This is a genomic window from Marinobacterium rhizophilum, assembly GCF_024397915.1.
Classification (GTDB): domain Bacteria; phylum Pseudomonadota; class Gammaproteobacteria; order Pseudomonadales; family Balneatricaceae; genus Marinobacterium_A; species Marinobacterium_A rhizophilum_A.
Genome location: NZ_CP073347.1, coordinates 3,899,875 through 3,924,857, shown reverse-complemented (window position 1 = coordinate 3,924,857; position 24,983 = coordinate 3,899,875). Strand labels below are relative to the sequence as shown.

General features: G+C 58.7%; 30 protein-coding genes. 7 read left to right on the top strand and 23 right to left on the bottom strand.

Annotated features, from left to right (window positions below):
- The first annotated feature begins 97 nt into the window (after window positions 1-97).
- On the top strand, window positions 98-739 hold the full coding sequence (locus tag KDW95_RS17710) for a TetR/AcrR family transcriptional regulator (RefSeq protein WP_255853110.1): 642 nt from the start codon (window positions 98-100) through the stop codon (window positions 737-739).
- 60 nt (window positions 740-799) lie between these two features.
- Here the strand turns inward: KDW95_RS17710 and KDW95_RS17705 are convergent, their stop codons facing one another.
- On the bottom strand, window positions 800-1,234 hold the full coding sequence (locus tag KDW95_RS17705) for a GlcG/HbpS family heme-binding protein (RefSeq protein ID WP_255853109.1): 435 nt from the start codon (window positions 1,232-1,234) through the stop codon (window positions 800-802).
- A gap of 477 nt (window positions 1,235-1,711) precedes the next feature.
- On the opposite strand from KDW95_RS17705, the gene gcl reads away from it, so the two are divergent.
- The 4 genes from gcl to KDW95_RS17685 all read left to right on the top strand — a co-directional run bounded on the left by gcl (window position 1,712) and on the right by KDW95_RS17685 (window position 7,176).
- Window positions 1,712-3,487, top strand: coding sequence for a glyoxylate carboligase (gcl, locus tag KDW95_RS17700; RefSeq protein WP_255853108.1), 1,776 nt, complete (start codon window positions 1,712-1,714; stop codon window positions 3,485-3,487).
- Window positions 3,488-3,606: 119 nt separating this feature from the next.
- Window positions 3,607-4,389, top strand: coding sequence for a hydroxypyruvate isomerase (gene hyi / locus KDW95_RS17695; protein ID WP_255853107.1), 783 nt, complete (start codon window positions 3,607-3,609; stop codon window positions 4,387-4,389).
- Between the two features lie 27 nt (window positions 4,390-4,416).
- Window positions 4,417-5,304, top strand: coding sequence for a 2-hydroxy-3-oxopropionate reductase (locus KDW95_RS17690; protein WP_255853106.1), 888 nt, complete (start codon window positions 4,417-4,419; stop codon window positions 5,302-5,304).
- A 963-nt stretch (window positions 5,305-6,267) separates the two neighbouring features.
- Window positions 6,268-7,176 carry an urea transporter gene (locus KDW95_RS17685; protein ID WP_255853105.1) on the top strand — a complete coding sequence of 303 codons (909 nt, stop codon included), beginning with the start codon at window positions 6,268-6,270 and terminating at the stop codon, window positions 7,174-7,176.
- Between the two features lie 9 nt (window positions 7,177-7,185).
- On the opposite strand, the gene KDW95_RS17680 is transcribed toward KDW95_RS17685, so the two are convergent.
- Entirely contained in the window at window positions 7,186-8,319 is a 1,134-nt protein-coding gene (locus KDW95_RS17680) for a BCCT family transporter (RefSeq protein WP_255853104.1), read from the bottom strand.
- A gap of 301 nt (window positions 8,320-8,620) precedes the next feature.
- On the opposite strand from KDW95_RS17680, the gene betI reads away from it, so the two are divergent.
- Window positions 8,621-9,205 (top strand): transcriptional regulator BetI, encoded by a 585-nt coding sequence (gene betI, locus KDW95_RS17675; RefSeq protein WP_255853103.1) that lies wholly within the window; start codon window positions 8,621-8,623, stop codon window positions 9,203-9,205.
- A gap of 413 nt (window positions 9,206-9,618) precedes the next feature.
- On the opposite strand, the gene KDW95_RS17670 is transcribed toward betI, so the two are convergent.
- The 3 genes from KDW95_RS17670 to ssb form a co-directional block, all read right to left on the bottom strand.
- Window positions 9,619-9,741, bottom strand: a complete 123-nt coding sequence (locus KDW95_RS17670; protein WP_255853102.1) for a hypothetical protein — start codon at window positions 9,739-9,741, stop codon at window positions 9,619-9,621.
- Window positions 9,742-9,764: 23 nt separating this feature from the next.
- Window positions 9,765-11,450 carry a choline dehydrogenase gene (betA, locus tag KDW95_RS17665; RefSeq protein ID WP_255853101.1) on the bottom strand — a complete coding sequence of 562 codons (1,686 nt, stop codon included), beginning with the start codon at window positions 11,448-11,450 and terminating at the stop codon, window positions 9,765-9,767.
- A gap of 280 nt (window positions 11,451-11,730) precedes the next feature.
- Window positions 11,731-12,309, bottom strand: coding sequence for a single-stranded DNA-binding protein (ssb, locus tag KDW95_RS17660; RefSeq protein ID WP_255853100.1), 579 nt, complete (start codon window positions 12,307-12,309; stop codon window positions 11,731-11,733).
- A 189-nt stretch (window positions 12,310-12,498) separates the two neighbouring features.
- On the opposite strand from ssb, the gene uvrA reads away from it, so the two are divergent.
- Window positions 12,499-15,342: an excinuclease ABC subunit UvrA gene (gene uvrA / locus KDW95_RS17655; protein ID WP_255853099.1), complete on the top strand. Its 2,844-nt coding sequence runs from the start codon at window positions 12,499-12,501 to the stop codon at window positions 15,340-15,342.
- Window positions 15,343-15,537: 195 nt separating this feature from the next.
- Here the strand turns inward: uvrA and KDW95_RS17650 are convergent, their stop codons facing one another.
- The 18 genes from KDW95_RS17650 to rplN all read right to left on the bottom strand — a co-directional run bounded on the left by KDW95_RS17650 (window position 15,538) and on the right by rplN (window position 24,893).
- Entirely contained in the window at window positions 15,538-15,756 is a 219-nt protein-coding gene (locus tag KDW95_RS17650) for a hypothetical protein (protein WP_255853098.1), read from the bottom strand.
- Window positions 15,757-16,204: 448 nt separating this feature from the next.
- Window positions 16,205-16,600, bottom strand: coding sequence for a 50S ribosomal protein L17 (gene rplQ, locus KDW95_RS17645; protein WP_020682687.1), 396 nt, complete (start codon window positions 16,598-16,600; stop codon window positions 16,205-16,207).
- A 42-nt stretch (window positions 16,601-16,642) separates the two neighbouring features.
- The gene (locus tag KDW95_RS17640) at window positions 16,643-17,647 is read right to left on the bottom strand and encodes a DNA-directed RNA polymerase subunit alpha (RefSeq protein WP_067290685.1); all 1,005 of its coding nucleotides are present in this window, start codon (window positions 17,645-17,647) and stop codon (window positions 16,643-16,645) included.
- Window positions 17,648-17,673: 26 nt separating this feature from the next.
- On the bottom strand, window positions 17,674-18,294 hold the full coding sequence (rpsD, locus tag KDW95_RS17635; protein ID WP_067290688.1) for a 30S ribosomal protein S4: 621 nt from the start codon (window positions 18,292-18,294) through the stop codon (window positions 17,674-17,676).
- A gap of 15 nt (window positions 18,295-18,309) precedes the next feature.
- Complete coding sequence (rpsK, locus tag KDW95_RS17630; protein WP_067290691.1) at window positions 18,310-18,699, bottom strand: 30S ribosomal protein S11; 390 nt, start codon at window positions 18,697-18,699, stop codon at window positions 18,310-18,312.
- Between the two features lie 25 nt (window positions 18,700-18,724).
- Complete coding sequence (rpsM, locus tag KDW95_RS17625; RefSeq protein ID WP_255853097.1) at window positions 18,725-19,081, bottom strand: 30S ribosomal protein S13; 357 nt, start codon at window positions 19,079-19,081, stop codon at window positions 18,725-18,727.
- A gap of 146 nt (window positions 19,082-19,227) precedes the next feature.
- Window positions 19,228-19,344 carry a 50S ribosomal protein L36 gene (gene rpmJ, locus KDW95_RS17620; RefSeq protein ID WP_007021200.1) on the bottom strand — a complete coding sequence of 39 codons (117 nt, stop codon included), beginning with the start codon at window positions 19,342-19,344 and terminating at the stop codon, window positions 19,228-19,230.
- 21 nt (window positions 19,345-19,365) lie between these two features.
- On the bottom strand, window positions 19,366-20,694 hold the full coding sequence (gene secY, locus KDW95_RS17615; RefSeq protein WP_255853096.1) for a preprotein translocase subunit SecY: 1,329 nt from the start codon (window positions 20,692-20,694) through the stop codon (window positions 19,366-19,368).
- The gene (gene rplO, locus KDW95_RS17610; RefSeq protein ID WP_255853095.1) at window positions 20,695-21,129 is read right to left on the bottom strand and encodes a 50S ribosomal protein L15; all 435 of its coding nucleotides are present in this window, start codon (window positions 21,127-21,129) and stop codon (window positions 20,695-20,697) included.
- 14 nt (window positions 21,130-21,143) lie between these two features.
- Window positions 21,144-21,326 carry a 50S ribosomal protein L30 gene (gene rpmD / locus KDW95_RS17605; RefSeq protein ID WP_020682694.1) on the bottom strand — a complete coding sequence of 61 codons (183 nt, stop codon included), beginning with the start codon at window positions 21,324-21,326 and terminating at the stop codon, window positions 21,144-21,146.
- Window positions 21,327-21,331: 5 nt separating this feature from the next.
- Entirely contained in the window at window positions 21,332-21,832 is a 501-nt protein-coding gene (gene rpsE / locus KDW95_RS17600) for a 30S ribosomal protein S5 (RefSeq protein ID WP_020682695.1), read from the bottom strand.
- 11 nt (window positions 21,833-21,843) lie between these two features.
- Window positions 21,844-22,194, bottom strand: a complete 351-nt coding sequence (gene rplR / locus KDW95_RS17595) for a 50S ribosomal protein L18 (protein WP_255853094.1) — start codon at window positions 22,192-22,194, stop codon at window positions 21,844-21,846.
- Window positions 22,195-22,203: 9 nt separating this feature from the next.
- Window positions 22,204-22,737: a 50S ribosomal protein L6 gene (gene rplF, locus KDW95_RS17590; RefSeq protein WP_255853093.1), complete on the bottom strand. Its 534-nt coding sequence runs from the start codon at window positions 22,735-22,737 to the stop codon at window positions 22,204-22,206.
- 10 nt (window positions 22,738-22,747) lie between these two features.
- A complete protein-coding gene (rpsH, locus tag KDW95_RS17585) occupies window positions 22,748-23,140 on the bottom strand; it encodes a 30S ribosomal protein S8 (protein ID WP_020682698.1) in 393 nt (130 codons plus the stop codon).
- A 94-nt stretch (window positions 23,141-23,234) separates the two neighbouring features.
- Entirely contained in the window at window positions 23,235-23,540 is a 306-nt protein-coding gene (gene rpsN, locus KDW95_RS17580) for a 30S ribosomal protein S14 (protein WP_255853092.1), read from the bottom strand.
- Window positions 23,541-23,552: 12 nt separating this feature from the next.
- Complete coding sequence (rplE, locus tag KDW95_RS17575; RefSeq protein WP_020682700.1) at window positions 23,553-24,092, bottom strand: 50S ribosomal protein L5; 540 nt, start codon at window positions 24,090-24,092, stop codon at window positions 23,553-23,555.
- 13 nt (window positions 24,093-24,105) lie between these two features.
- Window positions 24,106-24,423 carry a 50S ribosomal protein L24 gene (gene rplX, locus KDW95_RS17570; RefSeq protein WP_255853091.1) on the bottom strand — a complete coding sequence of 106 codons (318 nt, stop codon included), beginning with the start codon at window positions 24,421-24,423 and terminating at the stop codon, window positions 24,106-24,108.
- 101 nt (window positions 24,424-24,524) lie between these two features.
- Window positions 24,525-24,893 (bottom strand): 50S ribosomal protein L14, encoded by a 369-nt coding sequence (rplN, locus tag KDW95_RS17565; RefSeq protein ID WP_067290726.1) that lies wholly within the window; start codon window positions 24,891-24,893, stop codon window positions 24,525-24,527.
- Window positions 24,894-24,983 lie beyond the last annotated feature (90 nt).

The following is a 24,983-nucleotide window of genomic DNA, read 5'->3' as shown; positions in this document are numbered from 1 at the left end:
TAAGATTCGCCCCCTGGCGCAGCGCATTCCAGTCCCCCTGCTGTCCTCAGACCCACGGTGCACAACTGGCCCGCAACACAGCAAGGAGCAGGCTCCAATGGCCAGCATTCGCGAACGCAATAAACGCCTGATCATCAAAACCGCCTGCCAGGTGTTCGCCGATACGGGCTTTGCCGCCACCAAAACCAGTGATATCGCCGACAAGGCAGGTCTGCCCAAGGCCAACATCTACTATTACTTCAAGTCCAAGGAAGCCCTCTACCGCGCCGTGCTCGAAAGCATTATCGAGCCGTTGCTGCAGGCCTACTCGCCCTTTCACCGCGAAGAAGACCCGGAACTGGCCCTGCGGGCCTACATCAAGGCCAAGGTACGCATATCACGGGAACACGCCGATGCCTCCAAGGTGTTTGCCAGCGAGATCATGCACGGCGCACCGCACCTGTCGGCCGACAGTCTTGCGCAGCTGAAAACAGAGGCCGAGCGCAGTATCGAGCGCCTGCGTCAGTGGATTGCCGATGGCCGCATGGCAGCGGTGGACCCGCACCATCTGATGTTTACCATCTGGGCATCAACCCAGACCTACGCCGATTTTGACTGGCAGATCCTGGAAGTGACCGGGCGCAAGAAACTGCAGGCAAAAGACTACGATGCCGCCACCGACCTGATCACCCGCCTGGTGCTCAAGGGCTGCGATGTACAGCCGGGCAGCACCCAGGACAGCCACACCGCTCCCGCCTGAGCCCCAACGCAAACAGGCCCGCTGCCAGGGGCAGCGGGCCCTGTTGTGAACATCGCTCGATCAGAGGCCGTTGTCGGGGCGCAGGCCGCTGGCTTCCACACCGGCCATGGCGCAGAGCTCATCGGTGTCCGAGAGATCCCCACTGATACCCACAGCGCCAACGACAACACCTGCGTCGTCACGCACCAGCACCCCACCGGCCACTGGCACAATGTTGCCCTGGGCCAGCGTGTTCACCGCACCGATAAACGCCGGACGGTTTTCCGCATCCGCCGCGATCAGGCGCGACGGCTTGCCCAGCGCCAGGGCGCCCCAGGCCTTGGCCGTGGCGATCTCGGGCCGCAACAGGCTGGAACCGTCTTCACGCTGCAGTGAAACCAGGCGCCCAGCCTGGTCGAGCACCGCCACGGTCAGGGGCGCCGCAGAAATTTCCCGACCCTTTTGCAGGGCCGCCGCGCAGATTGTCAGTGCCGTTGCCAGATTGACTTTCGACATTTTACATCTCCTCAAGGTTTACAAGGTTTAACAAAATCGGCTGGCGCGACAGGGCCATCTGCGCTCAAACGCGCGGTATCGCCCTGTACACCTGAATGGGGTCAATGTCGTATACAGCCGACGAGAGCAAAGCTCTCAGAGCCGGCCTGCCGTCGTGCCTGGCAATGCCTGACAATGCCTAGCAATGCCTGAAAACCGGTTACACAAAAATGGACTCAACAATACAAACCGGCCTCTGCAAGGCTTCATCTATAGCCCAACGAAACACCAAAAACCAATACATTTGTTATATTTTTTTGTATACAAAATATATTAGACCAAAGCATTAGAGCGTAACTCATTGTTTTAATAAAGATTTAAAACAAAACAGCACGCTAGCCTTTAGCTACAGGGGCCTTGACCTTTAGTCCGACTGATGCCTAGAATCAGCCATCGATATTTTGTACACAATTTATAACAAATAAAGGGCACAACATAATGGCAAAAATGAGAGCAATTGAAGCCGCCATTGAAGTACTCAAGCGCGAAGGCATCGATACCGCCTTTGGCCTGCCGGGCGCCGCCATCAACCCGATGTACGCTGCCATGAAAAAACTCGGCGGCATCGACCATGTACTGGCACGCCATGTTGAAGGCGCCTCCCACATGGCCGAGGGCTACACCCGCACCAACCCCGGCAATATCGGTTTGTGCATCGGCACCTCCGGCCCCGCCGGTACCGACATGATTACCGGGCTCTATTCCGCCTCCGCCGACTCCATCCCCATTCTGTGCATCACCGGCCAGGCGCCCCGCGCCCGCATGCACAAGGAAGACTTCCAGGCGGTGGATATCAGCAGCATCGCCGCCCCGGTCACCAAATGGGCCACCACCGTGCTGGAACCGGCCCAGGTGCCCTGGGTATTCCAGAAGGCGTTTCATATCATGCGCTCCGGCCGTCCCGGCCCCGTACTGATCGATCTGCCGTTCGATGTGCAGATGGCCGAGATCGAGTTCGATATCGACACCTATGAACCGCTGCCCCAGGCCAAACCCGCCGCCACCCGCAAGCAGGTCGAGAAAGCACTGGGCATGCTCAACGCTGCCGAGCGCCCGTTGCTGGTTGCCGGCGGTGGCATCATCAATGCCGATGCCTGCGAAAAATTCGTCGAGTTTGCCGAACTGACCGGCATTCCGGTTATCCCGACCCTGATGGGCTGGGGCATCATCCCGGACGACCACCCGCAGATGGTCGGCATGGTTGGCCTGCAAACATCCCATCGCTACGGCAACGCCACAATGCTGGCATCGGACCTGGTACTGGGTATCGGCAACCGCTGGGCCAACCGCCATACCGGCTCCGTTGAGGTCTACACCGAGAACCGCACCTTTATCCACGTCGACATCGAACCGACCCAGATTGGTCGTGTCTTCATGCCGGACCTGGGGATCGTGTCCGACGCCGGTGCCGCACTGGATCGCTTCCTGGAAGTCGCCCGCGAATGGAAGGCCGCCGGCAAGCTGGCCGATCGCAGCGCCTGGCTGGCCGAATGCCAGGAGCGCAAGCGCAGCCTGCAGCGCAAGACCCACTTCGACAATGTGCCGGTCAAGCCGCAGCGCGTGTACGAAGAAATGAACAAGGCCTTTGGCAAGGACACCTGTTATGTCAGCACCATCGGATTATCACAAATCGCCGCGGCGCAGTTCCTGCACGTCTACAAGCCACGCCACTGGATCAACTGCGGCCAGGCCGGCCCCCTGGGCTGGACCATTCCGGCGGCGCTGGGCGTCGTCAAAGCCGATCCCGCCCGTCAGGTGGTGGCGCTGTCAGGTGACTACGACTTCCAGTTCATGATCGAGGAACTGGCCGTGGGTGCGCAGTTCAACCTGCCCTATATCCACGTGCTGGTGAACAACTCCTACCTGGGGCTGATTCGCCAGGCCCAGCGCGGCTTCGACATGGACTACTGCGTACAGCTGGCATTCGAAAACCAGAACGCACCCGAACTCGATGGCTACGGTGTCGACCACGTCGCTGTCGTCGAAGGTCTGGGCTGCAAGGCAATCCGCGTACGCGAGCCGGACCAGATCCAGGCCGCACTGCAGCAGGCCCGGGAACTGATGCACAAGCACCGGGTACCGGTGGTGGTTGAAATCATGCTGGAGCGGGTGACCAACATCGCCATGGGTACTGAAATCAACGCCGTCAACGAGTTCGAAGACCTGGCCGAGCGCGGCCTGGACGCGCCCACCGCCATCTCGATGCTGGATTAGATTTCGATGACCACGCAGGGTGCCGCTGAGTGAAAGCGAAGCGCACCAGCACCACCGGTGCGGTTCACTCCGTTCACCAGCACCCTACAGGGCCGGATACATTTTCGAAGGAGGCATGCATGCCACGTTTTTGCGCCAACCTGTCGATGCTCTTTACCGAGCACGACTTCCTCGACCGCTTCGATGCCGCCGCCGCTGCAGGCTTCACCGGCGTCGAATACCTGTTCCCCTACGATTTCGACGCCGCCGAAATCAAGGCGAAACTCGACGCCAGGGGCCTGACCCAGGTGCTGTTCAACCTGCCCGCCGGCGACTGGAATGCCGGCGAGCGCGGCATCGCCTGCCACCCGGATCGCATCGAGGAATTTCGCGCGGGCGTCGAGCGCGCCATCAGCTACGCCCGGGTGCTGGGCAATACCCAGGTCAACTGCCTGGCCGGCATCCAGCCCGCAGGCACAGAAGAGGCCCTGGCCGAGGCCACCCTGGTGGAAAACCTGCGCTATGCCGCCGACAAGCTCAAGCAGGCCGGCATCCGCCTGGTAATGGAAGCCATCAACACCCGCGACATTCCGGGGTTTTTCCTCAACAACACCAAGCAGGCGCTGCGCATTCGCGAACAGGTGGGCAGCGACAACCTGCACCTGCAGTACGACATCTACCACATGCAGATCATGGAGGGCGATATCTGCCCGACGCTGCAGGCCAACCTGGGCGCCATTGCGCATGTACAGCTGGCCGATAACCCGGGCCGGCACGAGCCGGGCACCGGCGAGCTGAATTACCCGTTTATTTTCAGCTTTATCGACCAGATCGGCTACGACGGCTGGATCGGCTGCGAATACAAGCCGGCCACCAGCACCGAAGCCGGCCTTGGCTGGCTGAAAAGCATGAACACAGTCTGAGAACCCTATTCAACAGGAGACAACACTATGGCAAAGATCGGATTTATCGGCACCGGCATCATGGGCAAGCCCATGGCTCAGAACCTGCAGAATGCGGGACACACCCTGTTTTTCTCTGAACACCACGATCCGGCGCCCGCCGACCTGCTGGGCGAGCGCGGTGTCGCCCTGGCCACCCCGAAAGAAGTCGCCCAGGAAGCCGAGTTCATTATCCTGATGGTGCCCGACACCCCCCAGGTTGAAGATGTCCTGTTCCGTGAAAACGGTGTCGCCGACGGCGCGGGCGCCGGCAAGGTCGTGATCGACATGAGCTCGATCTCCCCCATCGCCACCAAGGGCTTTGCCGAGCGCATCAAGGCCACAGGCGCAGACTACCTGGATGCACCGGTGTCCGGCGGCGAAGTCGGCGCCAAGGCGGCGACTCTGACCATCATGGTGGGCGGCAGCGAAGCGGCGTTTGAACGCGCCAAACCGCTGTTCGATGTGATGGGCAAGAACATCACCCTGGTCGGTGGCAATGGCGATGGCCAGACCACCAAGGTGGCCAACCAGATCATCGTCGCGCTGAACATCCAGGCCGTCTCCGAAGCCCTGCTGTTCGCCTCCAAGGCCGGCGCCAACCCCGCCAAGGTACGCGAAGCGCTGATGGGCGGCTTTGCCTCGTCCAAAATCCTGGAAGTGCACGGCGAGCGCATGGTCAAGGGTACCTTTGACCCGGGCTTCAAGATTTGCCTGCACCAGAAGGATCTCAACCTGGCACTGGAAGGCGCCCGTGCGCTGCAGATCAACCTGCCCAACACCGCCAGTGCCCAGCAGAATTTCAGCACCTGCGCCGCCCTCGGCGGTGAAAACTGGGATCACTCGGCCATGATCAAGGCACTGGAGCACATGGCTAACCACTCAATCCGGGACTGATAGCCCAGAACTGGGGCAACCCTAGGGCGAATCATTCAATCCACGATTGATGCTTTAGAACTGGGGCCTGCCCACGCGGCCATGATCAAGGCATTGGAGCATATGGCTAACCACTCAATCCGGGACTGAAAAACGGGAAAACTGGGCAACCCCAGGGCCAGCCATGATCAAGGCATTGGAACACATGGCCAACCACTCAATCCGGGACTGAGCCAATGTAGGTCGGGTTAGCCCGCAGGGCGTAACCCGACATGACAGCGATGGCGTGTCACTGCAGGATGTCGGGTTACGCTACGCTAACCCGACCTACAGAACTGGGGCAACCCCTCCGCGGCCATGATCAAGGCATTAGAGCACAGGGCCAACCACTCAATCCGAGACTGAGCCAATGTAGGTCGGGTTAGCCCGCAGGGCGTAACCCGACATGACAGTGATGGCGTGTCACTGCAGGATGTCGGGTTACGCTACGCTAACCCGACCTACAGAACTGGGCCACACCCGCTGCGGCGATGATCAAAGCCCTGGAGCATATGGCTAACCACTCGACTCGCGAGAAATAAGTCGATTCGCCCGCAGACCGGGCTCCTACATCCTAGGTAGGAGCTCACTCTGTGAGCGATGCACAAACCTTGTTCACGGCTGAAGGGACCCGGTGCATCCGGGACCCTTCATCTACTTGGGGTCAGGGCTGGTCTGCCAGAAAAAGCCGACGTCCGTTGCCGGCTTGCTTCTGAGCCCTGATCCATTTTTTAACCCGGTTACAGGGTCGCGCCGAGTTTTGTTCCTTGGCTCTTGAACCTTGACCCTTTAACCTTGGCGCTTTCAACCTTGGCCCTTGAACCTTTAACCTTGGTCCTTGGTCCTTGGCCCTTGGCCTCTGTTACCTGACACTGCAGCCTCCCCGTTGCAGAGCGCGTCCTGCCCATCCGCACTATTTCAACCTCTTCTGTCGGAAAAACCCAAGTGAGTAGAAAACCTGACGTTTCCTTCTGGTTCGATACGCTGCTGCACAGTTTCAGTCAGATTCTGTTTCAATCGCAGCGCCCCTGTGGTGCCCTGGTTCTGCTCGCCCTCGCCCTGGAGTCAGCCACGGCGCTGGTCGCCGGCCTGCTCGGCTGCGGCGCTGCGCTGCTGGGCGCCCGGCTGATACAGGCAGACCGGGCGCTGGTGCGAGCGGGCTATTACGGTTTCAACGGCGCCCTGGTTGGGCTGGCACTGCATCTTTGGCTGGGGCTGTCCTGGGTCAGCGCCGGCGCGATACTGGTGTTTTCCGCCGCGACCGCCCCGCTGATCCAGCGGCAGATCCAGCGCTGGCGCATCCCGCCCTATACCAGCGCTTTTGTGCTGCTGAGCTGGTGTGCCTGGCTGCTGGCCGCGGCATTCGATCTGCAGCCCGGCACGACACCCCTGCAGGCGGTAGAGCCCGGGGTTACGTTGCTGCAGGGACTTGAAGGCCTGGTGCGCGGCCTCGCACAGGTGTTTTTCCTCGCCTCGCTACCCGCCGGACTGCTGATCCTGGCAGCCCTGGCGGTAACGGCACCGCGCAACGCCGCCTGGGGGCTGGGCGGCTCCCTGCTGGGTGTTCTGCTCGCCGTGCTGGGGAACATGCTGGCCGACCCGATGCTCTTTTCCGTAAGCGCCATCGAATCTGGCCTGTTCGGCTACAACGGGGCCCTGGCCGCCCTGGCACTGCTGCAGCGCTTCCCACGCCAGCCCGCCATCATTGCCGCAGGCATGCTGCTGGCCACCCTGCTGCAACCCCTGTTCAGCCTGGTCGGACTGCCGGCGCTGACCGCACCCTTTGTACTCGCCTGCTGGCTGACCCTGATGCTGGCAAACCGGCTGCAGACCCGCCCTCGCCTGGCGCCCTAGCGGCGCCTGCTACTCGTGCCGCGCCAGAACCAGGCGCGCAGAGGGGCGCAGCATCAGCAGGCAAACAGCCGCATAAAGCCCGATGACCACCAGCCCGATCCATTCGATCTTCAATGGCGTGAACTGGAACAGCAGCACCAGGCCATACATCAGCAGCCAGTTGCCGACGATATAGGGATAGAAACCAAAGCGCTCCACCGTGACATCCAGGTTGGTGGTATAGAGCCGGATCAGGGAATCCAGCGAATTGACCACGAAGATCACTCCCACCACCAGCATCGACATCTTCAGCATGCCGCTCATCACCAGCGCCTGCTCGAAGTAGAAATAGAGTACCGAAAACCAGATCGCGATCGGGATGGACGGTATAACCAGCATCGCCAGGCAGAGTTGCCAGGCCCGCAGACCACCGACGAAGCGGGCCACGAACTGGCCGATCATGATGCTCCAGGAAAACCACCAGAACAGGTAGAAGGCATGGTAGTCACTGAGCGGCGTGACGAAATGCTGCAGGTTGGCGAAGTAATCCGACAACTGCAGCAGGCTGGCGGAAACCGTTGCCAGCCCGGTGCCGGCATTGTGCGCCAGCAAGCCGATGAGCCCGAAAAACAGCCAGGTCGAACCGATGCTCAGCCATTTCACGTAACGCACGTCCGAGCTTGAAAACACCGCCAGCAGCACCACCAGCGCAGTCAGGCCGTAGCGCCACGCGGTGGATATGCCCTGGGCATAGTCCGGCAGGTAACTGAGAAAAAGGAAGCCGGTAAAGGCACAGGTACCGATAATCACCAGGTTGTTGACGAACTTGATCAGCGGGATTTCGAACAGTTTCAGGCGGGGCTCGACGATGACAAAGTAGAAGGTGGTCAGGAAATAAAACCCCCAGACCAGAAAGCCCCAGAAACCAAACTCGATCGCCAGCGGATTGGTAAAGGCGTAGGCCGCCTCGCTGGCATACACAGGAAACTCACCCAGGGGAAACATGATCAGGCCCACATCCAGCCCGGAGGTAAACAGGATCGCCATAAAGGCAAACAGCGATACTGGCATGGGGCCCTCGCATCGCACCCGGCCCCAGCGAATCAGAATCAGCAGCGCCAGCACGAGGGCAGCGACGATGGCGACAGACAGGATAGCGTTCATGTGCAAGTCCTCGGGATCACATTCAGCGCCTTCAGAACCCGGCACCCCTGGGGCGTACACGCCCGGCCGACCCTGATGTAGCAAAAGGCATCCGTTATTATTTTAGTTTATTGAACGTTTAATTAAGTTAAATATCCAGCAAGCCGGCGCCCGCCGCTGCTCAGAAAACGCCTCCCTTGATTCCGTTCACGACATCGGGCCCATGCACCGATCCGCGCGGGAGCTTCGCTGTCTTGTTGAAGCAGGCCCCAAAAACAACGATCATGTTGGCCCCAAGTGCCATTCGCCACCAGGAACCGACATGCCCAAGGTTGGAATGCAGCCCATTCGGCGCAAGCAGCTGATTGCAGCCACAGCCGCCGCCATCCATCAGCACGGCTATGCCAATACCACGGTTGCGAAAATCAGCAAGATTGCCGGCGTCTCTACCGGCATTATCCATCACTACTTCGACGGCAAGAGCGACCTGCTGGCCGAAACCATGCGCCAGCTGATGCGCCAGCTCACCGATGGCATTTACAGCGACTGGAGCCGGGCCAGCTCGCCCCGCGAGCGCATCGCCGCCATTATCGATGGCAACTTTTCCGCCGAGCAGTTTGCGCCCGAAGTGGTCACCTGCTGGCTCGCCTTCTGGGCCGAAACACCCCACGATGCCGCGCTGCAGCGGCTGTCCGGCATCCGCGGCGCCCGCATGCGCTCCAACCTGCTGCACAACTTCCGCGAATTGCTGAGCGCCGATGAAGCCGAGGATGCTGCACTGCTGCTGGCCTCCCTGATCGACGGCCTGTGGATAAACTGCGCCCTGGCGAGCCCGACCGCCGATGCCGGCGTCGCCCGTCGGCTGGCGCACCAGACACTGGCGCGGCTGCTGCACGAAGACAGCTAGCACCGCGACTCAATCCACCCTGTAGATGGCAATACGCCGGATTAAGATCCGGCGTATTACAACAGCCGCGTTGGCATGATGAACGGTTGCGTTGAGTTCGCCTGCGGCTAACTCTCCCTGCGCATACCCTCTAAGCCGGCGGGTTCAACCGCTGCTGCTGCCACTGCGGGTCTATCCAGACATCCACGCCGGCATCCGGCAATGGATCCTTGCCCAGGATCAGGTCCGCCGCCTTTTCCGCCACCATTATCATAACGGCCGCGTTCGAGCTTAAGCGGCCGGCGGGTTCAACCGCTGCTGCTGCCACTGCGGATCTATCCAGACATCCACGCCGGCATCCGGCAATGGATTCTTGCCCAGGATCAGGTCCGCCGCCTTTTCCGCCACCATTATCATCACGGCCGCGTTCGAGCTTAAGCGGTCGGCGGGTTCAATCGCTGCTGCTGCTGCCACTGCGGGTCTATCCAGACATCCACGCCGGCATCCGGCAATGGATTCTTGCCCAGGATCAGGTCCGCCGCCTTTTCCGCCACCATTATCATTACGGCCGCGTTCGAGCTTAAGCGGCCGGCGGGTTCAACCGCTGGCGCTCTTGCCACTGTGGGTCTATCCAGACATCCACGCCGGCATCCGGCAATGGATTCTTGCCCAGGATAATATCGGCGGCCTTTTCCGCCACCATTATTGTCGGCGCATTCAGGTTGCCGTTGGTGATGGTCGGGAAGATGGACGAGTCCACCACCCGCAGCGCCTCGATTCCCCGCACCCGGCACTGCGCATCCAGCACCGCCATGGCATCATCGTCCGCGCCCATCTTGCAGGTGCAGGAAGGGTGATAGGCGCTTTCCACGTTCTGTCGCACCCAGGCGTCGATCTGCTCGTCGCTCTGGACATCCTTGCCCGGCTGAATTTCGTCGCCACGGTAGGCATCGAACGCCGGCTGGGCAATGATCTCGCGGGTCAGGCGAATCACCGCCCGCCAGTCGATCACGTCCTGCTCGGCCTGCAGGTAGTTGAACTGGATGCTCGGGGTGTCTTTCGGGTCCGCCGAGCGAATGCGAATATGGCCGCGGCTGGCCGGCTTGTTGGGCCCCACATGCACCTGGAAGCCATGACCGTCAAAGGCGGCCTGGCCGTCGTAACGCATGGCCGCCGGCAGGAAATGATACTGCACATCCGGCCATTTCAGCCCGGCGCGCGAGCGGATAAAGGCGCAGGATTCAAAGTGGTTGGTGGCCCCAAGGCCGCTCTTGAACATCATCCAGCGGGTGCCGATCAACCCCTTGCTGATCAGGCCAAGCTTGCCGTTCAATGAAATCGGCTGCTTGCAGCGGTACTGGAAATACACTTCCAGGTGATCCTGCAGGTTCTCGCCCACGCCCGGCAGCTCATGCTGAACAGCCACACCGGCCTGCTCCAATACGGCCTTCGGACCTATACCTGAAAGTTGCAGCAGCATTGGCGAACCAACGGAACCCGCCGACGAAATCACCTCGACAGAGGCCATCGCCGTCTGTGTCCTGCCGCCAACGCTGTATTCCACACCGGTGGCACGCTTGCCCTCAAGCAACACCCGGTGCGTGGTCGCCCGAGACACCAGGTGCAGGTTCGGGCGTTTCAGCGCCTCACGCAAATAGGCATTGGCGGTGGACGCACGCACCCCGTCTTTTACGGTCATGTGCATGGGGCCGAAACCTTCCTGGCGATAACCGTTGTAGTCCGCTGTATCCGGGTAGCCGGCCTCGATGCCGGCGTCGATAAAGGTCTGGTACAGCGGGTTGAGGCGCATCTCGTTGCCGTTGCAGGTAGTCAGGGGGCCATCGCCACCGCGGTAGGCATCGGCGCCGCCGGCCCAGGTCTCGGCCCGCTTGAAGTACGGCAGGCACTGCTGATAGCCCCAGCCCTGTACGCCCTGCTCTTGCCACTGATCGAAATCACAGGCGTGGCCGCGCACATACACCATGCCGTTGATGGACGACGAGCCCCCCAGCACCTTGCCCCGCGGGCAGTGCAGGCGGCGGTTGTCGATACCGGGCTCCTGCTCGGACTCGAACGGCCAGCTGTATTTGGGCGAATTCATCGGGTAGGACAGCGCCGTGGGCATCTGGATAAAGATGCTCCTGTCACTGCCGCCGGCCTCGATCAGCAGCACCTGGTGCTCGCCGCTCTCGGTCAGGCGATTGGCCAGCACGCAGCCGGCGGAACCGGCACCGATGATGATGTAGTCGTAGCTCTGCTGAGTCATGCGCTCTCCCGTGGCCGACAGTGATGCTCTGGACAACCCGCAACCGGGCGACTGCAACACACTGACCAACGTCTGTTAATGTACAATGCCACCAACATAATCTTTTTTAATTAAACGGTCAATCAACTTAAAATCACCCATACTGATATGACGTGGCTGACCTGAACCGGAAGGTGACACTTTCTGGCGCCCAAAACAGACAAGCCCCGCGAGTGCGGGGCTTGTCTTTGTCCTTGAGAAGCCACCCGATGGCAGCTTCCGAAGATACCCAGAGTATCGGTTAGAACGGAATATCGTCGTCGAAATCGTCAAAGCCCGGTGCCGGCTGCTGCGGCTGTTGCGGAGCCTGCTGCGGACGGGACTGGGGGGCGGCTTGGCCGCCCTGGGGCTGCTGGTAGTTCTGCTGCGGTGCCTGCTGCGGGCGCTGCTGGGGTGCCTGCGAGCGCTGCTGCGGCTGCTGGGAATAACCACCGCCGGTATCCTGGTTGTAGCTGTCACCGCCGCCTGCACCGCCTGAACCACCACGGCCACCGAGCATCTGCATTTCGCTGGCGACGATTTCGGTGGTGTACTTGTCCTGGCCGCTCTGGTCCTGCCACTTGCGGGTGCGCAACGCGCCTTCAACGTAGACCTGCGAACCTTTTCGCAGGTACTCGCCGGCGATCTCGGCCAGCTTGTTGAAAAATACCACCCGGTGCCATTCGGTGCGTTCCTGCATCTGCCCGGTGTTCTTGTCTTTCCAGCTCTCGCTGGTGGCCAGCGTTACGTTGGTCACCGCATTGCCGGAAGGCATGTAACGCACCTCCGGATCACCGCCCAGGTTGCCTACCAGAATTACTTTATTTACGCCGCGTGCCATCGGTTTCTCCACTTCGATCTGCAGGGCTTGCCACCCATGACGGCAAGCTTCTCTATAGCCGTGAAGGATAACATACGGGCTGTGAAACGGGCATCTTTCCCACAATTACGCAATTGCCCGCCGCAAGGTGTTGGCCCGGCGGTGAACGCTATATAATCAAACGCTTTGGTCTCTTCGTCGGGAAGGTATATGGACAAGATTCTGGTGCGCGGCGCTCGCACGCATAACCTGAAAAACATCGACCTGGATATTCCCCGTGACAAACTGGTGGTCATCACCGGGCTGTCCGGGTCCGGCAAGTCCTCGCTGGCGTTCGATACCCTCTATGCCGAAGGCCAGCGGCGCTACGTGGAATCCCTGTCCACCTACGCCCGCCAGTTCCTGTCGGTGATGGAAAAGCCCGACGTTGACCATATCGAGGGGCTGTCACCGGCCATCTCGATCGAGCAGAAGTCGACCTCCCACAACCCCCGCTCCACCGTGGGAACCATCACCGAGATTTACGACTACCTGCGCCTGCTCTATGCCCGCGCCGGCGAGCCGCGCTGCCCGGATCACGATCTGCCCCTGGCCGCCCAGACCGTGAGCCAGATGGTGGACCAGGTGATGGCACTGCCGGAAGGCAGCAAGCTGATGCTGCTGGCGCCGGTGGTACAGGGCCGCAAGGGCGAGCACCTGCACATACTGAGCGAGCTGATTACCCAGGGGTTTGTGCGCGCCCGCATCGATGGCATCGTCGTCGACCTGGACAGCCCGCCGGAGCTCGACAAGAACCGCAAGCACGATATCGAGGTGGTGATCGACCGCTTCAAGGTGCGGGACGACCTTAGCACCCGTCTGGCGGAATCCTTCGAAACCGCGCTGACCCTCACCGACGGCTTGGCCAAGATCTGCTACATGGATGGCGATGGCGACGACCTGATTTTCTCGGCCCGCTTTGCCTGCCCCACCTGTGGCCACAGCATCCAGGAACTCGAGCCGCGGCTGTTCTCGTTCAACAACCCCCACGGCGCCTGCCCCAGCTGTGACGGCCTGGGCGTGCGGCAGTACTTTGACCCCCACAAGGTGGTGCACGACCACAGCCTGACGCTGTCCGAAGGCGCCATCCGCGGCTGGGACCGGCGCAGCCTGTACTACTACCAGCAGCTGCAGGCCGTGGCGACGCATGCCGGCTTCGACATGGACACGCCTTTCAACCAGCTGGATGAGAAGCACCGCAAGATGATTCTCAATGGCAGCGGCCGGGACAACATCTCCTTCCGCTACGTGAATGACCGCGGCGATACCGTTGAAAAGGCCCACCCGTTCGAGGGTGTGCTCAACAACCTGGAACGGCGCTACCGCGAAACCGAGTCCGAGATGGTACGCGACGACCTGGCCAAGTACCTCAACATGCAGCCCTGCCCGTCGTGCCAGGGTTCGCGCCTGCGGCGCGAGGCGCGTCATGTCTTTATCGACGAGCGCACCCTGCCGGAAATTACCCACCTGCCCATCGGTGAATGCTGCCGCTATTTCGACCAGCTTGAGCTCAGCGGCAAGCAGGGCGAGATCGCCGACAAGATTCTGAAGGAAATCCGCCTGCGGCTGTCCTTCCTGGTCAACGTGGGGCTCGACTACCTGTCGCTGGACCGCAATGCCGATACCCTGTCCGGCGGTGAGGCTCAGCGCATCCGCCTGGCCAGCCAGATCGGCGCGGGCCTGGTGGGTGTCATGTATATCCTCGATGAGCCGTCTATCGGCCTGCACCAGCGCGACAACGAGCGCCTGCTGTTGACCTTGCGCCACCTGCGCGACCTGGGCAATACCGTGATCGTGGTGGAACACGATGAAGATGCCATCATGCTGGCCGACTACGTCATCGACATCGGCCCCGGCGCCGGCGTGCATGGCGGCGAGGTGATCGCCAGCGGCACCCCGGCCCAGGTCATGGCCAACGAGCACTCCATTACCGGCCAGTACCTGAGCGGGCGCCGGCGTATCGAAGTGCCGGGCAAGCGACTGCCGTTCGACCCCAAGAAACTGCTGAAATTAAACGGCGCCAAGGGCAACAACCTGCAGGATGTGGATCTCGAAATCCCGGTCGGGCTCTTTACCTGCATTACCGGCGTATCGGGCTCGGGCAAGTCGACCCTGATCAATGCCACCCTCTACCCCATCGCCGCGACCGAACTGAACCACGCCACCACCCTGGATGCCGCCGAGCACCGCAGCGTGGAAGGCCTGGATCAGTTCGATAAGGTTATCGATATCGACCAGAGCCCCATCGGGCGTACACCGCGGTCCAACCCGGCGACCTACACTGGCATCTTCACCCCGATCCGCGAACTGTTCTCCGGCACCCAGGAAGCGCGTTCGCGCGGCTACAAGCCCGGACGTTTCAGCTTCAACGTCAAGGGTGGGCGCTGCGAGGCCTGCCAGGGCGATGGCGTGATCAAGGTGGAAATGCACTTCCTGCCGGACATCTACGTGCCCTGCGATGTCTGCAAGGGCAAGCGCTACAACCGCGAAACCCTGGAAGTGAAGTACAAGGGCCGCAGCATCCACGAAGTGCTGGACATGACCGTGGAAGAAGGCCGCGAGTTCTTCGACGCCATTCCGGCGCTGGCGCGTCGCCTGCAGACACTGATGGATGTAGGTCTGTCGTACATCCGCCTGGGCCAGGCTGCCACCACGCTGTCCGGCGGTGAAGCCCAACGCGTCAAGCTGGCGAAAGAGCTGTCCAAGCGCGATACCGGCAAGACGCTGTATATCCTCGATGAGCCGACCACCGGTCTGCACTTCTACGATATTCAGCAGCTGCTCAACGTGCTCAGCCGGCTGCGGGATCATGGCAACAGCATCGTGGTGATCGAGCACAACCTGGATGTGATCAAGACCGCCGACTGGGTCATCGATCTGGGCCCCGAAGGCGGTACCGGCGGTGGCCAGATCATCGCCACCGGCACGCCGGAAGACGTTGCCGCCTGCGAAGGTTCCCACACCGGCCGCTTCCTCAAGCCGCTGCTCGAAGCCCGGGCGCGCACAGCGGTCTAAACCGATGCAGGGCTAAAGCATTGGGCCACCCTTAACCAGGCGAGCCCAATGTGACAGCTCCGGGCCTTTTAAGACACCGTGCGCTGCCTGTGCAGCGCCGCACTGCGCGGCTTGCACCTCTTGCGCAGAGGCTCCAGGGATCGGGAAAACTGCACCGCACCGATACAGACCAGCCCCTCGCGCAAGCGATGGACGTCACGATGGACACGAGAGGGACTCCCCCGATGGCCCCGACCAAAACTCAGCGCGCTTGGCAAACTCCTGCGTCCAGACATCACGTTCGGACCCTGGAGGTGCAGAGTGAGATAGTCGCAGGCTGATATCGGCCAGGGCACCGGTGGCCGTGAGCGTAAGGGCGCCCGCCATCAGGGCGACAGCACCAACCTTGCCAAGCTGCTTGATAGAATCTCTCATCGAAGTGTCCTCTCTCTTGCTGTTATTGTTCTGTGTCACCGCCAGCGCAGCCAATGGCAATGCGAGAGCGTCTGGCATCCATTAGGCCGTGGTGAGGACAACTGAAACAGAAGAATCGAAAACTCTAATAGCTAGTATTAGCCTGAGTGATGAGGTTATTGGTACAGATGATAACTGGCCTGCCGGTTAGTGTGAGGAGTATGGTCAGGAGGTTTAAGTCGCGATAGCACCGGTTTTTTGTGACCTGACAGCAGGTCTGGTGCGCATTGCTAGGCTGCAGCACGATAAGCGGCTAGCGCGCCCATCCTGCCCGGCTAATTCCAAAGGACTCCGTGTCAACTTAAACCCGCCGCTCCTGCGCATCCCTGCGCCCGCGGCATACCGTACATCCTGTACATAAAAAAACCCGGCCAGTGGCCGGGTTTTGTATTTTGCGCAACTGAAGGGTTTAGTCTTCAGCAGACTCGTCGACTGCAGTCAGGCCAGCCGGACGGCCAACCAGTTCTACGTAAGCCATCGGAGCATTGTCACCAGGACGGAAGCCGCATTTCAGAATGCGAACGTAACCGCCCGGACGAGCGTTGTAGCGCGGACCCAGCTCGTTAAACAGCTTGCCTACGGCTTCTTTGCTGCGTGTACGAGAGAAAGCCAGGCGGCGGTTAGCCACGCTGTCAATCTTGGACAGGGTGATCAGCGGCTCAGCAAAGCGGCGAAGTTCCTTCGCCTTCGGCAGAGTAGTCTTGATCAGTTCGTGTTCGAACAAAGACACTGCCATGTTTTTAAACATCGCTTTGCGGTGCGCACTGGTACGATTAAAATGACGACCAGATTTACGATGACGCATTTGTTAAGTCCTTACCAACTTAAGTCAGTTCAACTCGCTGCCTTAGGACGCGACCTTATCGTCGTTCTTAAGGCTGGCAGGTGGCCAGTTCTCAAGACGCATACCCAGAGACAGACCTTTGGATGCCAGCACGTCCTTGATCTCGGTCAGCGACTTCTTGCCCAAGTTCGGAGTCTTCAGCAGTTCCACTTCGGTGCGCTGAATCAGGTCACCGATGTAGTAGATCTGTTCTGCTTTCAGACAGTTGGCGGAACGTACAGTCAGCTCCAGGTCATCGACCGGGCGCAGCAGAACCGGATCAATTTCCGGTTCGGCCGGCTCGACCTTGGCCTGGTCCGCAGCATCTTCGAGATCCACGAATACCGCCAGCTGCTGCTGCAGAATCGTAGCAGCACGACGAATGCACTCTTCCGGATCAATTGTTCCGTTGGACTCGATGTCGATTACCAGCTTGTCCAGGTCTGTACGCTGCTCGACTCGCGCGCTTTCTACTACGTAGGAAACGCGACGTACCGGGCTGTAGGTAGCATCCAGTTGCAGGCGACCGATAGCACGAGTTTCATCCTCGTCACTGGTACGAGTGTCAGCAGGAACGTAGCCGCGACCGCGGGTTACTTTCAGCTGCATGTTCAGGCTCGCACCTTCGTTCAGGTGAGCGATCACGTGTTCCGGGTTTGCAATTTCCACATCCTGGGTCAGCTGGATATCTCCGGCTGTAACAGGACCCGGCTCGGACTTGCTCAGGGTCAGGGTAACTTCTTCACCGTTGTAAAGTGCTACCGAAACGCCTTTCAGGTTCAGCAGGATCTCAATGACATCCTCCTGAACGCCCTCAATGGTGCTGTACTCGTGCAGCACGCCATCGATCTCTACTTCTGTGAAGGCAAAGCCCGGCATAGAAGACAGCAGAATGCGGCGCAGTGCATTACCCAGCGTGTGGCCAAAACCACGCTCCAGCGGCTCGAGAGTCACCTTTGCGCGAGTTTTGCTGATTTCCTGTACGTCAATGTGACGCGGGCTTAGAAACTCGTTTACAGAACGCTGCATAGTTCCACCAATAAAGAGTTCAAGAATTACTTGGAGTACAGCTCGACAATCAAGTGCTCGTTGATGTCGGCAGAAAGTTCGCTACGCTCAGGAACGGTCTTCAAAGTCCCTTCCATTTTGCTTGCGTCAACTTCCACCCACTCAACAGCAGCACGCTGAGAAGCCAGCTCCAGAGCGCTCTTGATACGCAGCTGGTTCTTGGACTTCTCGCGAACTGCAACCACGTCACCGGCCTTAACCTGGTACGATGCGATGTTCACAACCTGACCGTTTACAGTGATCTGGCGGTGAGACACGATCTGACGGGATTCCGCGCGAGTAGAGCCAAAGCCCATGCGGTACACCACGTTATCAAGACGGCCTTCCAGCAGCTGGAGCAGGTTTTCACCTGTGGAACCAGTGCGGCGAGCCGCTTCTTTGTAATAGTTGCGGAACTGACGTTCCAGCACGCCGTACATACGACGTACTTTTTGTTTCTCGCGCAGCTGCAGACCGTAGTCGGACAGACGTCCCCGGCGCGCGCCGTGCATACCTGGAACAGCTTCTGCTTTGCATTTGCTATCCAGTGCACGAACGCCGCTTTTCAGGAACAGGTCTGTACCTTCACGGCGAGACAGCTTGCACTTAGGTCCAAGATATCGGGCCATTTTACCGTCTCCAGTTTATACGCGACGTTTCTTCGGAGGACGGCATCCGTTGTGCGGGATGGGCGTCACGTCCGTGATGTTTGCAATTTTGTAGCCACAAGAGTTCAGTGCACGCACTGCGGACTCGCGACCCGGTCCAGGACCTTTGACAAACACGTCGAGATTTTTCAAACCATACTCAAGAGCCGCCTGACCGGCGCGCTCTGCCGCTACCTGTGCAGCGAACGGCGTGCTCTTGCGCGAACCACGGAAGCCGGAGCCTCCGGAAGTCGCCCAAGACAGCGCGTTACCCTGACGATCGGTAATGGTGATGATCGTGTTATTGAAAGAGGCATGAATATGCGCGAAGCCATCCACTACCGTCTTTTTCACTTTCTTGCGTGTGCGATTACCTGGCTTAGCCATATCGGAAATTCCTATCGCTTACCACTTACTTACGGATCGGCTTGCGCGGACCTTTGCGCGTACGCGCGTTGGTCTTGCTGCGCTGACCACGTACCGGCAGATTGCGGCGGTGACGCAGGCCACGGAAGCACCCCAGGTCCATGAGACGCTTAATGCTCATGTTGACCTCACGGCGCAGATCACCCTCGACTGACAACTTGGTAACTTCACCACGAACGTTATCAAGCTGCTCTTCTGTCAGATCTGCGATTTTGGTGCTGTGGGTGATACCAACAGCGTCGCAAATCATCTTCGAGGTTGTGCGGCCAATCCCGTAAATGTAAGTAAGAGAAATTACCGCATGCTTATTGTCAGGAATATTGACGCCAGCTATACGGGCCATTCAATTTACTCCGTCATAGGGCGCTCACTAGACTTCTAGGTGAGCACCATAATATTTCTAATACGTTCGTAGAAGGCGCGCAATAGTACACCCTGATCAAAATTAAATCAAGGCCGCGTGCCTTCTACGCCCTATAAGGTCAGGAATTAACCCTGACGCTGCTTGTGACGCGGTTCTACCTTGCAGATCACGCGCACGGAACCGTTGCGACGTACGATCTTGCAGTTACGGCAAATCTTCTTAACAGATGCGCGTACTTTCATGATCCACTCCAATTAGCAGTATCAACGCAGGAAGCCTGCGCCACCGCCTTTGAGGTTAGATTTCTTCATCAGGGACTCGTACTGGTGAGACATCAGGTGTGATTGCACCTGTGCCATGAAGTCCATGACCACGACTACCACGATCAACAATGAGGTACCGCCGAAGTAGAATGGTACATTCCACGCCACCACCAGGAACTGAGGCATCAGAGATACCGCGGTGATGTATAGAGCACCAAACAATGTCAGACGGCCCAGCACAGTATCGATGTAGCGTGCGGACTGTTCACCAGGACGGATCCCCGGGATAAATGCACCTGATTTTTTCAGGTTGTCTGCCACATCACGGGGATTGAAAACAATCGCCGTATAGAAGTAGCAGAAGAACACGATGCAGATCGCAAACAGCAGGATATACAGCGGCTGGCCTGGGCCAAGCGCGAGCGCCATATCCTGCAGCCATTCCATGCCGTCAGTCTGTCCAAACCACTGACCAACCGACGCTGGGAACAGCAGGATGCTGGATGCAAAGATCGGGGGTATAACGCCTGCCATGTTGACTTTCAACGGCAGGTGGCTCGACTGGGCTGCATAGACGCGACGGCCCTGCTGACGCTTGGCGTAGTTGATGGTAATGCGGCGCTGGCCACGTTCCATAAACACCACAAAGCCCACAGTTGCCACGGCCATGACCGCAATCGCCAGCAGCGCCAGGATATTCAAATCCCCCTGGCGCGCTGCTTCAAAGGACTGACCGATTGCACTGGGCAGACCGGCCACGATACCCGCGAAGATCAGAATCGAGATACCGTTGCCGATACCACGCTCAGTTACCTGCTCGCCAAGCCACATCAGGAAGACTGCACCTGCAACCAGGGTCACGACAGCTACGAAATAGAAGCTGATGTCACCACTGAACGCCACACCCTGATTCGCCAGGCCAACTGCCATCCCGAACGACTGTATGGTCGCCAGGATCACCGTGCCGTAACGGGTATACTGATTGATTTTCCGACGACCCGCCTCACCCTCTTTCTTCAGCTGTTCGAGCTGGGGGCTCACGACCGTCATCAGCTGCATAATGATAGAGGCAGAGATGTACGGCATGATGCCCAGTGCGAGGATACTCATACGTTCCAACGCACCACCCGAGAACATGTTGAAGAGACTGAGAATAGTCCCCTGATTCTGTTCAAACAATGCGGCTAGACGATCCGGGTTGATACCGGGGACGGGGATATGAGCCCCGATCCGGTACACAATGATCGCCAGCAGCACAAAGCGGAGGCGAGACCAGAGCTCGCCCAAACCACTTTGCCCGCCCGCCGGTATCTGTCCTTGTTTAGCCATTTACGCCTCGACTTTGCCGCCAGCAGCCTCGATCGCAGCTTTTGCACCCTTGGTCAGTTTCAGACCGGATACAGTCACTGCTTTGCCGATCTCACCAGACAGGATCACTTTAACCACTTTGATATCGTGATTAACGAGGTCCGCCGCTTTCAGCGCGGCCAGATCGATTACGTCCGCAACGACAGCATTGAGTTCGTTCAGACGAATCTCAGCCACGTAGCGGGCTTTACGGGAGCTAAAACCGAATTTCGGCAGACGACGCTGCAGAGGCATCTGACCGCCTTCAAAACCCGGCTTAACGGATCCGCCGGAGCGGGACTTCTGACCTTTGTGACCACGACCACCGGTTTTGCCAAGACCAGAACCGATACCGCGACCTACGCGTTTCGGAGCCTGTTTGGAACCAGCGGCTGGGCTCAGAGTGTTCAGACGCATGTGACGAACTCCTCTTACTCGCCTTCTACACTAACCATGTAGTTGACTTTGTTGATCATGCCACGGACCGAAGGGGTGTCTTCCACCTCAACGGTATGACCGATACGACGCAGGCCGAGACCCTTTACGCACAGTTTGTGCTTCGGCAGAATGCCGATCGGGCTGCGAACCAGAGTTACCTTCAAAGTATTAGCCATGTCGATTACCCCAGGATCTCTGCGACTGTCTTGCCACGCTTGGCAGCGATGTCATCCGGTGCGTTCATGCTCTGCAGACCCTTGATGGTCGCGCGAACAACGTTTACCGGATTAGTCGAGCCGTAGCACTTGGCCAGGACGTTATGGACACCAGCGAGTTCCAGTACAGAGCGCATCGCGCCACCGGCAATGATACCGGTACCTTCAGATGCAGGCTGCATGTAGATCCTGGATGCGCCGTGACGAGCGTTGATAGCGTACTGCAAAGTACCGCCATTCAGTTCAACGCTGATCATGTTGCGACGAGCCTGTTCCATAGCCTTCTGAATCGCGACCGGCACTTCACGCGCCTTGCCACGACCGAAACCTACGCGGCCATTACCATCGCCAACAACACACAGAGCAGTAAAACCGAAGATTCGACCGCCTTTTACGACTTTAGCGACGCGGTTGACCTGTACCAGTTTTTCCTGGAGATCGCCGTCTTTCTGTTCGTGATTTGCCATCATCGACCTCCTTAGAATTCCAGGCCGCTTTCACGGGCTGCGTCGGCCAGTGCTTGAACACGACCGTGGTATTTGAACCCGGAACGGTCGAATGCAACCTTGGTGATACCGGCTTCTTTAGCACGTTCAGCGATCAGCGCACCCACTTTCTGGGCCGCTTCAACATTACCTGTTGCGCCTTCACGCAGTACTTTCTCGACGGTTGAGGCTGAGGCCAGAACCTTGCCACCGTCTTCAGAAATAACCTGTGCGTAGATATGACGCGGAGTACGGTTGACGCACAGACGTACGGCGCCCAGTTCACGCATTTTGATGCGCGAACGACGTGCACGACGGATACGAGCTTGTTTCTTAGCGTTCATAACCCTGCCTTACTTTTTCTTCGCTTCTTTACGGCGAACATATTCGTCAGCGTAGCGAACACCCTTGCCCTTATAAGGCTCAGGCGGACGGAAGCCACGCACCTCTGCAGCGACCTGACCGACACGCTGTTTATCAGCACCGCTGATAACAATCGTTGTCTGGTTCGGGCACTCTGCAGTAATACCTTCAGGCAGTTCGTACTCAACAGGATGGGAGAAGCCCAGCGTCAGGTTCAGTGCGTTGCCTTTGAGGGCAACACGGTAGCCGACACCCTGCAATTCCAGAGTCTTTTTGAAGCCTTCTGATACGCCGAATACCATGTTGCTCACCAGGGAGCGCGTGGTGCCGGACAGAGCGTTAGCGAGCTTGCTCTTGTCACGGGGGGCGAACAGCAGCGTGCTCTCTTCCTGTTTAACTTCAACAGTCGGATGAACATCCAGGCTCAGAAGACCATTCTTGCCTTTGGCGGTGATGGTCAGGCCATCGACCTTCAGATCTACGCCTGCCGGTACAACAACGGGTTTTTTACCAACTCGAGACATTGTTAACCCCTTAGAATACCGTGCAGATCACTTCACCACCGACACCAGCGGTACGCGCAGCGCGGTCCGTCATCACACCCTTGCTGGTGGAGACGATCGCGACACCCAGACCACCGGCCACTTTGGGCAGGTCGTTGGAAGCTTTGTAGATACGCAGGCCCGGACGGCTTACGCGCTTGATCTCTTCGATTACCGGCTTCCCTTCGAAGTACTTCAGCTCAACGCTGAGGACCGGTTTAACATCACCTTCTACTGCGTAGCTGGCAATGTAACCTTCTTCCTTCAGCACTTCTGCAACTGATACTTTCAGCTTGGAAGACGGCATGGATACGGCCTGTTTCTGTGCCATATGGCCGTTACGGATACGTGTGAACATATCCGCCAGTGTATCTTGCATGCTCATGCGTTTAACTTCCTCTCTTGTGCAGCGTGATGCGGTAGCAGAGCGCGCTGCGCTCTGCCCTGCCCACCATGCTTACCGTAAAACCAGTGGTGGATTACCAGCTGGCCTTTTTAAGACCCGGCACATCGCCACGCATTGCAGCTTCACGCAGTTTGTTACGGCTCAGGCCGAACTTGCGGTAAACACCGTGCGGACGACCGGTCAGCTGGCAGCGACGCTGCTGACGGGCCGGGCTAGCGTCACGCGGCAATTTCTGCAGCGCGACCAGTGCATCCCAACGCGCATCTTCAGAAGAAGACGGGCTGTTGATGATGGATTTCAGTTCAGCGCGTTTGGCAGCGTACTTAGCGACAGTCGCAGTACGCTTGTCTTCACGAGCTTTCATCGATTGTTTAGCCATGATATCCCCCTATCACTTCTTGAACGGGAAGTTCAGGGCAGCCAGCAGGGCACGACCCTCTTCATTGGTCTGAGCAGTGGTGGTGATGGTGATATCCATCCCACGCAGCTTGTCCACCTTGTCGTAATCGATTTCGGGGAAAATGATCTGCTCTTTGACACCCATGCTGTAGTTGCCGCGACCATCAAACGATTTCGGGTTCAGACCACGGAAATCGCGAATACGCGGAATGGAAATGTCGACCAGGCGGTCGAGGAATTCCCACATTTGCTGGCCACGCAGGGTGACCTTGCAACCAATCGGCCAGCCTTCACGTACCTTGAACGCCGCAATGGACTTGCGCGCCAGGGTAACGACCGGCTTCTGACCAGCGATGGCCTGCATGTCGGCAACAGCGTTTTCCAGCTGTTTCTTGTCGCCCAGTGCTTCACCAACACCCATGTTCAGGGTGATCTTGGTAACGCGGGGGACAGCCATGATGTTCGGCGAGTTCAGCTCTTCTTTGAGCTGCTGGCGAACAGTTTCTTTGTAAAGCGCTTTCAGTCTAGACATGACAACAACCCCCTTATCCGCCAATGACTTCGCCGGTGGACTTGAAGATGCGCACCTTGGTGCCGTCCTCAAGCAATTTGAAGCCGACGCGGTCGCCCTTGCCAGACTGCGGATTGAAGATCGCGACGTTGGAAACTGCCAGGGCAGCCTCTTTCTCAACGATGCCACCGGCCTTGCCCTGCATGGGGTTAGGCTTGGTGTGCTTCTTCACCATGTTGATGCCAGTGACGATCAGACGATCGTTAGCCAGCACACGCAGCACAGTGCCACGCTTGCCCTTGTCTTTACCTGCGATGACGATGACTTCATCGTCGCGACGAATTTTGCGCATGATATACCTATGTCGTTTCCTGCAACCCTCTCATGCTCAAAAACGCCATACCCTCTCGGGAATGGCGTTTTCAAAGTACTCGGTCAAACAGCAACCGGGTCTTAGAGCACTTCAGGCGCCAGGGAAATGATCTTCATGAACTTCTCAGAGCGAAGTTCACGCGTTACTGGGCCAAAGATACGTGTTCCGATCGGAGCGTCGTTCTGGTTCAGCAATACCGCAGAGTTAGTATCAAAGCGGATTACAGAGCCGTCAGGACGACGAACACCCTTACGAGTACGTACTACAACAGCCTTGAGAACCTGGCCTTTCTTCACCTTGCCACGCGGAATTGCTTCCTTGACGGTAACTTTAATAATGTCACCGACACCTGCGTAACGACGGTGAGAACCGCCCAGGACCTTAATGCACTGCACTCTCTTGGCGCCGCTGTTGTCAGCGACATCAAGCATTGATTCAGTCTGAATCATGGTCTACTCCAGAAATATATGGCCATCCGCCCGCACCGCACATGCTTTTCAGATGCGCAGCTCAGGCGAATCGGCAAATGGAGCAAAGGC

Coding starts and splice junctions, on each gene's coding strand:
- KDW95_RS17710 (WP_255853110.1), top strand. CDS start 98: ATGGCCAGCATTCGCGAACGCAATAAACGCCTGATCATCAAAACCGCC.
- KDW95_RS17705 (WP_255853109.1), bottom strand. CDS start 1,234: ATGTCGAAAGTCAATCTGGCAACGGCACTGACAATCTGCGCGGCGGCC.
- gcl (WP_255853108.1), top strand. CDS start 1,712: ATGGCAAAAATGAGAGCAATTGAAGCCGCCATTGAAGTACTCAAGCGC.
- hyi (WP_255853107.1), top strand. CDS start 3,607: ATGCCACGTTTTTGCGCCAACCTGTCGATGCTCTTTACCGAGCACGAC.
- KDW95_RS17690 (WP_255853106.1), top strand. CDS start 4,417: ATGGCAAAGATCGGATTTATCGGCACCGGCATCATGGGCAAGCCCATG.
- KDW95_RS17680 (WP_255853104.1), bottom strand. CDS start 8,319: ATGAACGCTATCCTGTCTGTCGCCATCGTCGCTGCCCTCGTGCTGGCG.
- betI (WP_255853103.1), top strand. CDS start 8,621: ATGCCCAAGGTTGGAATGCAGCCCATTCGGCGCAAGCAGCTGATTGCA.
- KDW95_RS17670 (WP_255853102.1), bottom strand. CDS start 9,741: ATGGTGGCGGAAAAGGCGGCGGACCTGATCCTGGGCAAGAATCCATTG.
- betA (WP_255853101.1), bottom strand. CDS start 11,450: ATGACTCAGCAGAGCTACGACTACATCATCATCGGTGCCGGTTCCGCC.
- ssb (WP_255853100.1), bottom strand. CDS start 12,309: ATGGCACGCGGCGTAAATAAAGTAATTCTGGTAGGCAACCTGGGCGGT.
- uvrA (WP_255853099.1), top strand. CDS start 12,499: ATGGACAAGATTCTGGTGCGCGGCGCTCGCACGCATAACCTGAAAAAC.
- KDW95_RS17650 (WP_255853098.1), bottom strand. CDS start 15,756: ATGAGAGATTCTATCAAGCAGCTTGGCAAGGTTGGTGCTGTCGCCCTG.
- rplQ (WP_020682687.1), bottom strand. CDS start 16,600: ATGCGTCATCGTAAATCTGGTCGTCATTTTAATCGTACCAGTGCGCAC.
- KDW95_RS17640 (WP_067290685.1), bottom strand. CDS start 17,647: ATGCAGCGTTCTGTAAACGAGTTTCTAAGCCCGCGTCACATTGACGTA.
- rpsD (WP_067290688.1), bottom strand. CDS start 18,294: ATGGCCCGATATCTTGGACCTAAGTGCAAGCTGTCTCGCCGTGAAGGT.
- rpsK (WP_067290691.1), bottom strand. CDS start 18,699: ATGGCTAAGCCAGGTAATCGCACACGCAAGAAAGTGAAAAAGACGGTA.
- rpsM (WP_255853097.1), bottom strand. CDS start 19,081: ATGGCCCGTATAGCTGGCGTCAATATTCCTGACAATAAGCATGCGGTA.
- rpmJ (WP_007021200.1), bottom strand. CDS start 19,344: ATGAAAGTACGCGCATCTGTTAAGAAGATTTGCCGTAACTGCAAGATC.
- secY (WP_255853096.1), bottom strand. CDS start 20,694: ATGGCTAAACAAGGACAGATACCGGCGGGCGGGCAAAGTGGTTTGGGC.
- rplO (WP_255853095.1), bottom strand. CDS start 21,129: ATGCGTCTGAACACTCTGAGCCCAGCCGCTGGTTCCAAACAGGCTCCG.
- rpmD (WP_020682694.1), bottom strand. CDS start 21,326: ATGGCTAATACTTTGAAGGTAACTCTGGTTCGCAGCCCGATCGGCATT.
- rpsE (WP_020682695.1), bottom strand. CDS start 21,832: ATGGCAAATCACGAACAGAAAGACGGCGATCTCCAGGAAAAACTGGTA.
- rplR (WP_255853094.1), bottom strand. CDS start 22,194: ATGAACGCTAAGAAACAAGCTCGTATCCGTCGTGCACGTCGTTCGCGC.
- rplF (WP_255853093.1), bottom strand. CDS start 22,737: ATGTCTCGAGTTGGTAAAAAACCCGTTGTTGTACCGGCAGGCGTAGAT.
- rpsH (WP_020682698.1), bottom strand. CDS start 23,140: ATGAGCATGCAAGATACACTGGCGGATATGTTCACACGTATCCGTAAC.
- rpsN (WP_255853092.1), bottom strand. CDS start 23,540: ATGGCTAAACAATCGATGAAAGCTCGTGAAGACAAGCGTACTGCGACT.
- rplE (WP_020682700.1), bottom strand. CDS start 24,092: ATGTCTAGACTGAAAGCGCTTTACAAAGAAACTGTTCGCCAGCAGCTC.
- rplX (WP_255853091.1), bottom strand. CDS start 24,423: ATGCGCAAAATTCGTCGCGACGATGAAGTCATCGTCATCGCAGGTAAA.
- rplN (WP_067290726.1), bottom strand. CDS start 24,893: ATGATTCAGACTGAATCAATGCTTGATGTCGCTGACAACAGCGGCGCC.